The organism is Ochrobactrum sp. MYb379, assembly GCF_037479515.1.
Lineage (GTDB): Bacteria > Pseudomonadota > Alphaproteobacteria > Rhizobiales > Rhizobiaceae > Brucella.
On sequence record NZ_JBBGYW010000001.1, the window covers coordinates 691,249 to 703,992 of the forward strand.

The window sequence follows — 12,744 nt, forward strand, 5'->3', positions numbered from 1 at the left end:
CGCGCACCCAAGGCTTTCCGACCGAATAAGCCTTAAGTGGCGACTTTTGCAGAACCTAAAGCGGGGAACAATTGAAAAATCATGTTCCCCAGCGAGATTCGGCATAATCTGAACTATTTTAACGCCGTGAACCCCAACAGATGCTTAACGCGATGCGTTAACCTTTAGCTAGGACCACGAAATAAGCCGCTTTTGTGGCAAAAGGCGCTAAAATATGAAGAGGCAGACAAGCTGCCGCTCCAGATTACTTGGTTTCTTCAACAGCCACTTCACGCGATTCGATGACCTTATCGATCAAACCGAACTCAAGAGCTTCCTGCGCGGTCATGAAGTGATCACGATCAAGCGTACGTTCAATGGTCTCATAATCGCGACCTGTATGCTTGACGTAGATCTCGTTCAGGCGGCGCTTCATCTTGATGATGTCCTGCGCATGACGTTCAATGTCGGACGCCTGCCCCTGGAAACCACCAGAAGGCTGGTGAACCATGATACGCGCGTTTGGTAGCGCGTAACGCTGGCCAGTCGCACCGGCAGTCAGCAGCAGTGAGCCCATTGAAGCGGCCTGCCCCATGCAAAGCGTGGATACTGGCGGCTTAATGAACTGCATCGTGTCATAAATCGCCATGCCGGACGTAACAACGCCGCCGGGCGAATTGATATACATGTTGATCTCTTTCTTCGGGTTTTCAGACTCGAGGAAGAGCAACTGCGCACAGATCAGCATCGACATGCCGTCTTCGACAGGACCGTTGACGAAGATGATACGTTCTTTCAGCAAACGCGAAAAAATATCATAGGCCCGCTCGCCACGGTTGGTCTGCTCGACAACCATCGGCACAAGGTTCATGACGGTTTCAATTGGATCTCTCATTATGGGCCTCTGCATATTTATAACGAATATGAATCGTATGGATGTTCCATACATAGGGCTTTGCAGCCCTGTTCCGCAAGATGCCGATCAATCCCAATCGGAATCCTGCTCGACAGGCTTAATGCCGCGTTTCTCATCGAGCATTTTGCGTGCTGTTTCTGTCAAGCGAGCTTGAATACGAACCGAGCCATCCTCGAGGTCTTCACGCTTCACATCGCTGCCATGCTGGTAAATCCAGTCAAGAATACGAAGCTCTGAAGGTGGAAGCACCACATCTACTGAGCCGAGCGCACCAGCAATGCGGCTCTCGATCAATGACAGCAACCTGTCAACACCTTCACCTGTCCAGGCAGAAAGCGGGATTGGTCGACCTTCGTCACCGCCAGCCGCGGCCAGACGCAGGGCAGCCTCACGGCCAGCCTCGTCGAGATTATCGATCTTGTTCCAAATCTGGATCACGCGCTTATGATCATGCGGATCGACATCGAGGCCCGTCAAAATGCTTTCTACGTCTTCTGCTTGCGCCGCATTATCCGGATCGGAAATGTCGCGCACATGCAGAATCAGATCCGCTTCGACCACTTCTTCAAGCGTCGCACGAAATGCTGCAACGAGATGATGCGGAAGATTTGAGATGAAGCCCACAGTATCCGAGAGAATAACCGTTTCGCCGTGCGGCAGGCGAATACGGCGCAATGTCGGATCAAGCGTCGCAAACAGCATATCTTCGGCCAGCACATCGGCGCCCGTCATACGGTTAAACAATGTCGATTTTCCCGCATTGGTGTAGCCAACCAGCGCGATGACCGGATGCGGCACTTTGCGCCGCTTCTGACGGTGCAATGTGCGGGTGCGCACAACCGTTTCCAGTTCGCGTTTGATCTTCAGAATCTTGTCCTGAAGCATGCGCCTGTCGGCTTCGATCTGTGTTTCACCCGGACCACCGAGGAAGCCACCGCCACCGCGCTGACGCTCCAAGTGTGTCCAGCTTCGGACAAGACGACCCTTTTGATAATTCAGATGTGCAAGCTCAACTTGCAGCGAACCTTCTTTGGTGCGTGCGCGCTCGCCAAAAATTTCCAGAATAAGCCCGGTACGGTCGATAACCTTGACGTGCAATGCTTTTTCGAGATTACGCTGCTGCACCGGCGTCAAAGAGTGATCAACGATCACGAGACCAATTGACTTTTCTTCCAGAATTTCAGCGATTGCCTCAATCTTACCCGTACCCAACAGCGTTGCTGGACGAGGTTGGCTGACAGTCACATTTTCAGCATGGGCAATTTCAAGGTTGATAGCGCGCGCAAGACCAATAGCTTCTTCCAGCCGTGCTTCATTTGAACGCTGAAACTGCGCTCGTTCGCCTTCTTCGCTTGCTGTAGTGGTATTATAACGTTCCGGAAGAATTGGAACGATGACCGCCGCTCTCGTTGGTTCTGGCTCAGACAGGCCAAATCCTTTTTTTTCATCGGCAGGCGAAACATTCGCGTCTTTGAATTTCGACAAATATACTTACTCCGAAATACGGAACCTAACTGCACCCGCAGATAGGTCTTCGCATAAGCGGTTTCAAATAGAAGACGCCCCGGCCAATCAAATCATGATCCTGAATACCCGACATACGGGATCGGAATCGAAAAAGCTGGAGCAGAGTGACGGTTTCAAGAGATCACCACGCTCCAGCATAAACTGGTCAGTTAAAAACTGAGAAGCGTCAGACTTCCTCACCCTCGAACATCTGTACCGGCTGGCTCGGCATGATGGTCGAAATTGCATGCTTGTAAACAAGCTGCGAATGACCATCGCGACGCAGCAACACACAGAAATTGTCAAATGACGTCACGATACCTGTGAGCTTCACACCATTGATAAGAAAAATGGTCAGTGAAATTTTCTGCTTGCGTACAGAGTTAAGAAAAAGGTCTTGAAGATTTTGCGATCGTTCAGCCATTGTTTTTATTCCTTTAATCGATCAGCAGTTTGTTCGTTTATGCCAGACGAACACGCGCACACACATAAATCAAGCTCCCGGGTTGCGCAAAACCAGTCGCTAAAAGCAATTGCTGTGGAAAGACAACTGCTTCGCTCTTAATCTTCGGTTAACAGGATGGGAATCTTTCCGCAACCAACAAATTCAAAACCCGACATGCAAATCTTTGCAGGTATGAATAAATCAACCTTATTTGAGGTCACTTGAAAGTGGTTTGCTAAGCAATGGTCTAACCCGATCAATAGCCCACATATAGAAGCTTCCCGGCTGCATGGAAACGACCTCTTTATGTTTCTTATGGATATGAAAACCAATGAAATCAGGGTGTTTGGTCGGCTCTATCCCATACACTGGGTCGTAAATCCGAGTAGCCTCTTTCCCTACCCAATAATAGAAATTCTCCTGCGGTGCCGCATTTTTAAAGATGCCATACTTGCGTGCGAGCCGTGATATGCCGTCATTTCCGAAAATTGTAATCCCGATAGCGGCAGGCGTAACTTCTTTGCCCGTAAGACGATAGTATAACGGCCGCAGCTTGCCGCGTCGTACTCCCAGCCAGCGCGGGAGAGGATAGGTGGCCGCAATATAGTGTTCAAATTCGCGAATGATCGGATGGTCATGCGGCAAATAGAGAGCCGAGACACCGACACGAAAGCGATTCTCTCGTGCCAGATATGGCTTCGTAGGATCGGGATGAAATTGCTTGAGCAAATAGACATCCGTATCAAGCCACACGCCCTGCCTATGCTTCATCAGCATAATACGGAAAATATCACTGAACTGAACTATCGTCGTTCGACTGCGCAACTTCGGGTAATTCGGATCGAGACGCTTAAATACCTGCTCAGGCAGAATAGTGCTGGCGTCGTGGATTTCGACGCCCTCAGGGACATTCTCGATTGGCGCATATGAAAACAGCTTCACGCGTTGGCCAGTCATCACCATGGATGCAAGGCATATGCGGTCGACGTCCCGTAGGCTCGGCCCATACCAGAAAGTGCAGATATCCATCAGAGATACCGGATAAAAGAGGTTGCCATTTTTGAAAACTCAGAAAAATTCGAGGCTAACGCGGAACATCTGTTCAACATGTTTGATTGCATCAGCAGTCGCGAATATCACAACACGATCTTTCGGCTTAATACGCACGTCACCATTTGGTTGAATAACCTGCCCTGCACGGTAAATCGCACCAATGCGCAAGCCTTCCGGCAAATCGAGATCACGCAAGGGTGCACCGACCAGCGATGATGTCTCAAGTGCTTCCGCCTCAATAATCTCAGCCATATCACGATAGACGCTGTAAACTGCGCGAATACGACCACGTCGAACATGCTGCAATATCTTCGAGACCGTAACAGCCTTCGGATCGATATACGCATCGATCCCCACCATGTGGGTAAAATCCTGATAGCCGGTCGTGTTGATCAGCGCCATATTGGCCTTACACCCAAGCCGCTTGGCCATGATGCTTGAGAGAATATTCACCTGATCCTGATTGGTCAGAGCGACAAACAGATCAGCATCCTCAATGTCCGCTTCCTGCAAAAGCTCCTGATCCAAAGCACTGCCGTGCAGAACCATGGTACGTTTCAGCTGATCTGCAATCATGAAAGCACGCTCATGCTCGCTTTCAATCATCTTTATGCGCGTTTGCCATTTGCGCTCTTCAATGGCTTTCGCAACATAAAGGCCAATATTGCCGCCGCCAGCAATGACAATGCGATGTGCCTCTGGCTTTTCATGACCAAACAATGAAAGCGTTCTGCGAACCTGTTCGCGGGTTGTCACAACATAAGCGAGATCACCGGCATTGAGCTGATCGGTTGAACGCGGAATGAACAGACTGCCATTGCGCACAACACCCACGACCGTTGCAGCGAGATCAGGAAACAGGTCAGAGAGCTGTTTTAATGGCGTATTGATAACCGGGCATTCTTCGAGACATTCGATTGCAAGACCGATGATCTTATCATCAGCAAACCGCAAAACATCGGTCGCGCCCTGCAATGCGATGCGCCGCAAAACCACTTCACCGACTTCAAGCTCAGGTGAAATAATCACGTCAATCGGCAGATTTTCGCGCAGAAACAAGTCCTGATATTCAGCCTTCAAATAAGACTGTGCACGAATACGGGCGATCTTGGTTGGCACATTGAAAACCGAATGCGCAACCTGACAGGCCACCATATTGACTTCGTCAGACAATGTGACTGCGATGATCATATCGGCTTCATTGGCACCGGCAGCAGCCAACACATCGGGTTGCGAACCATGACCAACGAACCCGCGCACATCCAGCGTATCGCGCACAATCTCGATATGGCGCGCAGATGTATCAATGACGGAGACGTCGTTTTCTTCAGCAGCAAGCCGCTCGGCAATACCGTAGCCAACCTGTCCTGCACCGCACACGATTACGCGCATGATTGTCCCGCCTGCCCTGAATTCGTTTAACTATTATACGCCAAGCGACTTCAGCTTGCGATGCAATGCCGAACGTTCCATGCCAACAAACTCAGCCGTACGCGAGATATTGCCACCAAAGCGATTGATCTGCGCAATCAGATATTCCTTTTCAAAGCGCTCGCGTGCTTCACGCAAAGGTAGAGCCATGATGTGCTGATCGGATTCAGTTGGCGCACGCGGCAATGTATCGCCAATTTCTGCTGGCAGAAGATCGGCTGTCACTGGCGCATCCGGATCATCACCGCGCGCCAGAATCATCAGTCGCTCAACATTATTCCGCAACTGACGGATATTCCCCGGCCAGCTATGCGATTGCAAAACTGCCATTGCATCAGAACCGATCTTGCGCGGCTTGATACCTGCCTGTTCCGCAATCTGCGTCATGAAAAATTCGACCAGCGATGGAATATCCTCGCGGCGTGATGCAAGCGCTGGCACATGCACAGGCACAACGGACAGGCGATGGAACAGATCTTCGCGGAACGTACCTTCGGCAATCATGCCTTCAAGGTTCTGTGCGGTCGAAGAGATGATGCGGACATCAACCTTCACACGCTTGGTTCCACCCACACGTTCAAACTGCTGATCAACCAGAACGCGCAAAATCTTGTTTTGCGTTTCACGCGGCATATCGGCAATTTCATCAAGATAAAGAATGCCGCCATGTGCTTCTTCCAGCGCGCCAACCTTGCGCTCACCGCCATCCATTTCCGTGCCAAAAAGCTCAATTTCCATACGCTCAGGCGTAATTGTTGCAGCATTGACCGTCACAAACGGACCATTAGCCCGACCTGAATGTGCATGGATAGCACGCGCTGCCAGTTCCTTACCCGCCCCCGAAGGTCCGGTGATCATGATACGGCTGTTGGTTGGCGCAACACGCTCAATCGTCTGGCGCAGCTGGTTGATCGCAAGCGAAGCACCGATCAGTTCCATGCTGTTGCCGCCGCGCTTGCGCAGATTGGAAACTTCGCGTTTCAGCTTCGATGTTTCCAGCGCACGTTCAGCAACCAAAATCAGACGATCCGCCTTGAACGGCTTTTCGATAAAATCATAGGCACCGCGACGGATCGCCGAAACAGCCGTTTCGACATTGCCGTGTCCAGAGATCATAACGACCGGCAGATCAGGATGCTGCTTCTTGATTTCGTCAAGCAGCGCAAGACCATCAAGGCGACTGCCCTGCAACCAGATGTCAAGAAACACGAGCCTAGGCACACGATCATCAATCGCAGCGAGCGCGCTATCAGCATCGAAAGCCGTACGCGTTTCATAGCCTTCATCGCTCAGGATACCTGCAACAAGTTCCCGAATATCCACTTCGTCATCAACAACAAGAATATCGGCTGCCATATCAGTTCACCTGTCCAACTATCTCGTTTCCGGGATTTCCCTCTTCCGCACCAGCAGAGCTGGTGGAAACCTCAGGAAAGATCATACGTATCATTGCGCCACGTCCACCGTGGAAATCTGCTGGCGCATCATGCAATTCCAACTGTCCGCCGTGGTCTTCCACGATTTTGCGCACTATCGCGAGACCAAGGCCAGTGCCCTTTTCGCGCGTGGTCATATAGGGCTCTAAGAGCTTCTGGCGATCATCGCCCGGCAAGCCCTTGCCGTTATCGATGATATCGACCACCAGATGCCCCTCGGCTTTACTTGAGCGAACAAGAATATGCCCTTCGCCGCGCTCTTCTTTCGGCACAGCATCAATTGCCTCGCTGGCATTCTTAATGACATTGCCAAAAGCCTGACCAAGCAGACGACTATCAAAAGAACCAATCAGTTTTTCAGAGCCATATTCATTGGTAAACTTTATATCCTGACGGCTGACTTCAATGAGGAACGAAGCCTCACGCAACGCCTCACGCATATCCATCGCCTTCATTTCAGGCTTAGGCATACGCGCAAATGCTGAGAATTCATCGACCATGCGACCAATATCACCGACCTGACGGATGATTGTATCAGTGCACTGATCGAACACTTCGCGATCTTCAACAATTACCTTGCCGTAGCGACGGCGAATACGTTCTGCAGAAAGCTGGATCGGCGTCAGCGGATTTTTGATCTCATGTGCGATACGACGCGCAACATCGGCCCATGCGGACGAACGCTGCGCCTGAACCAGATCGGTAATGTCATCAACCGTAACGACATAGGAATGATCGTCAGATTCTGAATCTTCGACGGTCACCTGCACGTTAAAGGTTCGTGCAACACCATTACGCGTCATACTGACCTGTTCACGATGCATCGCACGATCCGTTGTACGCGCAACTTCAAAAGCTTGTCCGATTTCAGGCGCAATACTGCTCAAGCTTTTGCCAATTGCATCTTGTGAACTGACACCGAACATATGCTCAGCCGAGCGATTAAGGATCGAAATTGAGCCATCAGTCTCGATACCGATAACACCCGCATTGACGCCAGAAAGAACCGCTTCAGAGAAGCGACGACGCTCGTCAATCTGATCTTTCGCTGACAAAAGCTCGTTGCGTTGGCTATTTAGCTCAGCAACCATGTTGTTGAACGTGTCGGACAGAGCGCCAACATCGCCATCAGATGCGCGTACTGGCACAGAGATATTCAGATTACCGGCAGCAACATCGTCAGCTGCACCAATCAAAAGCCTGATCGGACGCACAAGACGGTCCGCCACGGCAATACCTGTCCATATGGCAGACAGAAGAACAATCAGAGTCAGACCGAAATAGAGCAGCGCAAACGCAATCTGGGTTGGTATGCGGTTGGCATCCATCTCTTGATAGCGCGCCGTATTGGCTTCCATCAGGCGCATAGAATCCAGAATTTGCTGATCAACCGCCCGTACCGTGTAGAGATAAAGGTCCGGTATCTCGCGCATCTTGATGACAGCGCCAACAAAATTACTGTTGCCCGGAGGGATAATAACCGGCTTACCATCGACAGCTGTTTTCAAAGCGTCTTCGGTTGGCGGCGGCAAGCGCGTTTCAACGCCTGTCTCGCTTTTGACGACAACATCGCCGTTTTCACGCACCAAGAATGCACCAAGCAGTCCGCGTCCACCAGCCTGAAGCGTCATGTAGCGGATGAAGCCACCCCTATCGAGGCTATAGACCGTGCGCTGGGCATCAAGCTCCTGCAACATCGAAAATGACGTGCTTTGCAGGTTTAACGCAGTTTCCCGAATATAGGCGGTGGTCAGGTTCTGTGATGAACTGACAATATCGCGTGTGTTGGTATCAAACCAGCGATCAAGACCAAGATTGAGGGTAACGGAAGCAACAATCGCAACTACGATTGCAGGCACCGCAGCGATCAGTGAGAACAGCGCAACAATTCGCACATGCAGTCGAGATGCAGCTTTCCCGGATCGACGCGCCGAGATAATACGGTAAATCTCGCGGCAAATCAGCAGGATCAGAAAGATGATGAGCGCGACGTTGATAATGACCAGCGCAAGCGTGACTGCACGATCAGGCGTAATCGGCGTAATGCCAATGAGAATGCAAAAAGACAGTGACGCGGTAATCAACGCCAGAACAACGGTGATAATACCCGGTAACGCAAGAAGCCTGCGCCCCTCACCGCCGCGCGATGGTCGCTCTGCCTTATCCATATCCGTCGTCAGATTCGCTGTATGCATGTTAACCATATTACCCAATAGCGTTGCATCTATGCAACGCATTGTGGCGAAAATGCAACGATTGTTTACAGCTTAAATAGGGTTTCGCGAAACTGAGAGCGGCTTATCGCTCATTTTCTATTGCTTGGCGCCTCGATAGATATTCACGCCAAGCTCTCTGATCTTCTTACGCAGTGTGTTACGGTTAAGACCCAGAATTTCTGCGGCCTTAATCTGGTTACCGCGCGTAGCCGTCAAACATGCAAGGATAAGTGGGTATTCAAGTTCTGCCAGAACGCGATGATAGAGGCCGGGCGGTGGCAAATCAGAGCCGAACGATCCGAAATAACGCTGCATATTCTGCTCAACGACCTGCGAAATCGTGATGTTTTCGAGATCACCCGTCACGATGGCAGGGGCATCGGGCTTTGAAAGCTCCGACTTAAGTTCAGCTTCGATGATTTCGGGCGAAATCTCGTCTTGCGGATAGAGTGCTGAAAGTCTGCGCACAAGGTTTTCAAGCTCGCGCACATTGCCCGGCCATGGATAGCGGCGCATCATATCAAAGCCGGTCGCAGTAATGCGCTTTTCAGGCAGACCTTCTTCGGCGGCGCGCTTAAAGAAGTGGCGGACCAGATCAGGCACGTCTTCACTGCGTTCACGTAGTGGCGGCAGACGCAACGGCACGACATTCAGACGATAATACAGATCTTCACGGAACAGACCCTGCGCAATAAGCTGGCGCAAATCCTTATTGGTTGCAGCAACAATCCGCACATCAGTCTTGATCGGTGTACGACCGCCGACCGTCATATATTCGCCCTGCTGCAAAACGCGCAGCAAACGCGTCTGTGCTTCCATCGGCATATCGCCAATTTCGTCGAGGAAAAGTGTTCCGCCATTGGCCTGTTCGAAACGTCCACTGGACCGGTTCTGTGCGCCGGTAAAGGCACCTTTTTCATGGCCGAACAGTTCAGATTCAATCAGGTCACGCGGAATAGCCGCCATATTAATGGCAACAAATGGCCCTTTGCGGCGACGACCATATTCATGCAAGGCGCGCGCGACGAGTTCCTTACCCGTACCCGACTCGCCTGTGACCATCATGGTGAGGTCCGTCTGCATCATGCGCGCCAACACACGATAGATTTCTTGCATTGCGGGCGAGCGCCCGACCAGTGGCATGTTTTCAGCCTGCTCATCCGGCAGAACCGCAGCGGGCTTATGCTTTGGTTCTGAGAGCGCACGACCAACAATATTGATTAGCTCTGTGAGATCAAACGGCTTTGGCAAATATTCATAAGCACCGGCTTCCGAAGCGCGGATCGCGGTCATAAACGTATTTTGCGCGCTCATAACAACAATCGGCAAATCAGGCCGCATCTTCTTGATACGCGGAAGCAGATCAAACGCATTCTCGTCGGGCATATTGACGTCGGTAATCACCAGATCACCATCCCCGGCAGCTATCCAGCGCCAGAGCGAAGCACCATTGGATGTAACCCGCACATCATAGCCTGCGCGCGACAATGCCTGATTGAGCACTGTGCGAATTGCAGCATCGTCATCCGCAACGAGAATCGTACCTGTCGGACGTCCGGCAATCATGCTTTATCTCCTGTCTTTACAGACATATTTTCGGCTGAACTTTTCCATTGCGGCATGAGAATGCGAAATGTAGTGCGCGATGGGTGGCTATCGCACTCGATCACACCGCCATGATCGCCAATAATTTTGGCAACCAGCGCCAAACCAAGGCCGGATCCATTTGTTTTGGTCGTCACGAACGGGTCGAACAAATGCGGCAGCATATCGTCGGGCACGCCCGGACCATTATCATGCACGCAGAATTCCAGCGGCAATGCCACACGGTCGCTTGCACCCGGGACTTGTAAGCGAATGCCAGGGCGATAGGCTGTCGAAAGCGTGATTTCAGCGCCATCACGATCGCCAAGCGCTTCGGCTGCGTTCTTCACCAGATTAAGGAAAACCTGCACAAGCTGATCGCGATTGGCATAAACTGGCGGCAATGATGGATCATATTCTTCGACAAAGCGGATATGCCGCGCAAAACCGTTGCGTGCCAGTGTCTTCACATGATCGAGCACCGAGTAAATATTGACCGCCGTGCGCTCAATCGGACGCTCATCGGAAAATACTTCCATGCGATCGACAAGCTTTACAATCCGGTCCGTTTCATCGGTAATCAGTCGCGCCAACGCACGATCTTCATCACCAACCACTTGTTCCAGCAATTGTGCTGCACCACGAATGCCCGAAAGCGGATTCTTGATTTCATGCGCGAGCATTGAGGCAAGCCCCGTCACAGAACGCGCCGCACCGCGATGAGTCATCTGACGGTCGATTTTCTCAGCCATGGACTTTTCCTTAAACAGGATTACCACGGCACCCGGCGTTTCGATCACCGGAGCAACATAAAGATCGACAATGCGCTCGGCACCGAGCTTCGGCGATGAAATATCGACGCGATATTCATTAACCGGCACCTGAGCCGTGCGGACCTGATCGACCAGAGCCAGTAATGGGCTGCCAAATGGAAGAAACGATTCAAGACGGTTGCGTGCCAGAATAGACGAACCAGACCGGAAGAATTGCTCGGCATCCATATTCGCATAAACGATGTGATTATCGGCGCTCACCATAATCACAGGCTGATTGATCGCATCCAATATGATTGCTGGAATGCCGTTTGTTTCACCTCTACCGCCCATCACGCGACCTTTCTGTCTGCATCACGCAGAAAAACGCGGGTTAGCGCCGCGATAACCGCTTCGGGATCAGTGAGCGTCATGATTTCAGCCTTATCTGCCTGCGAGATTGCTTCGCCCGCATGACGATCCAGATACCAGCCGAGATGTTTTCTTGAATGGCGGATACCAGTCTTGCTGCCATAATGGTCGAGCATATCTTCGTAATGTCTTATAATATAAGAAAGAATGCCATCAGCTGTACGCGGTGCGAAATCACTGCCTGCGATCAAGCCTGCAAGCCACGGCTGACCATAGGAAGCGCGACCAACCATCACGGCGTCGGCCCCTGAACGACGCAGCAACTCTTCCGCATCTACGCGTGACAACACATCGCCATTGGCTACAAGCGGAATTTTCACGACATCACGCACCGCATGAATGGCATCCCAGTCGGCTTTGCCTTCATAGAACTGACAGCGCGTGCGTCCATGAACCGTCACCATGGCAATACCCGCACCTTCGGCGCGTTTAGCTAATTCAGGCGCGTTGATGCTATTCTCATCCCAGCCAAGACGCATTTTCAGCGTAACCGGCACCTTGACCGCATTCACAGTTGCCTCAACCAAAGTCATGGCGTGATCAAGATCGCGCATCAGCGCAGAGCCGGAATAGCCGCCCGTCACCTTCTTGGCAGGGCAGCCCATATTGATGTCGATAATATCCGCACCCTCGCCTTCGGCGATGATGGCCGCTTCGCCCATCCAGTGTGCTTCGCGGCCTGCAAGTTGGACGACATGCGTGCCAAGCCCTTCACCGGACAGGCGCAACATGCTTTCCTTATGACGATTGCAGAGCTCAGCACTCGCGACCATCTCCGAAACAACCATGCCAGCACCTGCTTCCGCAGCGCGCTTGCGAAATGGAAGATCAGAAACGCCCGACATAGGCGCAAGAAAGACGCGGTTTGGAACGACCACGTTACGTATGCTTAAAGGCAGTTCAAGATTAGCGACCAAAAGATGCTCATTTGATGTGCACGATGCAATTAGCACACAGTTTAATCACTCACTGCATTGAACGCAAGGAAAAGCGC

Annotated in this window: 10 protein-coding genes; all 10 read right to left on the reverse strand. The window is 51.6% G+C overall.

Annotated elements, in window-relative coordinates; genetic code table 11:
• Positions 1 to 244: 244 nt before the first annotated feature.
• Positions 245 to 874, reverse strand: coding sequence for an ATP-dependent Clp endopeptidase proteolytic subunit ClpP (gene clpP / locus WH356_RS03485; protein ID WP_250039805.1), 630 nt, complete (start codon positions 872 to 874; stop codon positions 245 to 247).
• Between the two features lie 87 nt (positions 875 to 961).
• Positions 962 to 2,380, reverse strand: a complete 1,419-nt coding sequence (hflX, locus tag WH356_RS03490) for a GTPase HflX (RefSeq protein ID WP_339508804.1) — start codon at positions 2,378 to 2,380, stop codon at positions 962 to 964.
• Positions 2,381 to 2,588: 208 nt separating this feature from the next.
• Entirely contained in the window at positions 2,589 to 2,825 is a 237-nt protein-coding gene (gene hfq, locus WH356_RS03495; protein ID WP_007875113.1) for an RNA chaperone Hfq, read from the reverse strand.
• 228 nt (positions 2,826 to 3,053) lie between these two features.
• Positions 3,054 to 3,875 (reverse strand): hypothetical protein, encoded by an 822-nt coding sequence (locus WH356_RS03500; protein WP_339508805.1) that lies wholly within the window; start codon positions 3,873 to 3,875, stop codon positions 3,054 to 3,056.
• Between the two features lie 39 nt (positions 3,876 to 3,914).
• Positions 3,915 to 5,291: a Trk system potassium transporter TrkA gene (trkA, locus tag WH356_RS03505; protein ID WP_339508806.1), complete on the reverse strand. Its 1,377-nt coding sequence runs from the start codon at positions 5,289 to 5,291 to the stop codon at positions 3,915 to 3,917.
• 33 nt (positions 5,292 to 5,324) lie between these two features.
• Entirely contained in the window at positions 5,325 to 6,686 is a 1,362-nt protein-coding gene (gene ntrX, locus WH356_RS03510) for a nitrogen assimilation response regulator NtrX (protein WP_339508807.1), read from the reverse strand.
• Position 6,687: 1 nt separating this feature from the next.
• Entirely contained in the window at positions 6,688 to 9,003 is a 2,316-nt protein-coding gene (locus WH356_RS03515; protein WP_421565794.1) for a sensor histidine kinase NtrY-like, read from the reverse strand.
• A gap of 75 nt (positions 9,004 to 9,078) precedes the next feature.
• Entirely contained in the window at positions 9,079 to 10,548 is a 1,470-nt protein-coding gene (ntrC, locus tag WH356_RS03520) for a nitrogen regulation protein NR(I) (RefSeq protein WP_339508808.1), read from the reverse strand.
• On the reverse strand, positions 10,545 to 11,672 hold the full coding sequence (locus tag WH356_RS03525; RefSeq protein ID WP_339508934.1) for a two-component system sensor histidine kinase NtrB: 1,128 nt from the start codon (positions 11,670 to 11,672) through the stop codon (positions 10,545 to 10,547). The genes ntrC and WH356_RS03525 overlap by 4 nt, the downstream gene beginning before the upstream one ends.
• Positions 11,672 to 12,667, reverse strand: coding sequence for a tRNA dihydrouridine synthase DusB (gene dusB, locus WH356_RS03530; protein WP_339508809.1), 996 nt, complete (start codon positions 12,665 to 12,667; stop codon positions 11,672 to 11,674). The genes WH356_RS03525 and dusB overlap by 1 nt, the downstream gene beginning before the upstream one ends.
• Between the last annotated feature and the right edge of the window lie 77 nt (positions 12,668 to 12,744).

Bases quoted from the DNA above. Each gene is read 5' to 3' on its own strand.
- WH356_RS03500 (WP_339508805.1), bottom strand. From the start codon at position 3,875: ATGGATATCTGCACTTTCTGGTATGGGCCGAGCCTACGGGACGTCGAC.
- trkA (WP_339508806.1), bottom strand. From the start codon at position 5,291: ATGCGCGTAATCGTGTGCGGTGCAGGACAGGTTGGCTACGGTATTGCC.
- clpP (WP_250039805.1), bottom strand. From the start codon at position 874: ATGAGAGATCCAATTGAAACCGTCATGAACCTTGTGCCGATGGTTGTC.
- ntrC (WP_339508808.1), bottom strand. From the start codon at position 10,548: ATGATTGCCGGACGTCCGACAGGTACGATTCTCGTTGCGGATGACGAT.
- WH356_RS03525 (WP_339508934.1), bottom strand. From the start codon at position 11,672: ATGGGCGGTAGAGGTGAAACAAACGGCATTCCAGCAATCATATTGGAT.
- hfq (WP_007875113.1), bottom strand. From the start codon at position 2,825: ATGGCTGAACGATCGCAAAATCTTCAAGACCTTTTTCTTAACTCTGTA.
- ntrX (WP_339508807.1), bottom strand. From the start codon at position 6,686: ATGGCAGCCGATATTCTTGTTGTTGATGACGAAGTGGATATTCGGGAA.
- WH356_RS03515 (WP_421565794.1), bottom strand. From the start codon at position 9,003: ATGCGTTGCATAGATGCAACGCTATTGGGTAATATGGTTAACATGCAT.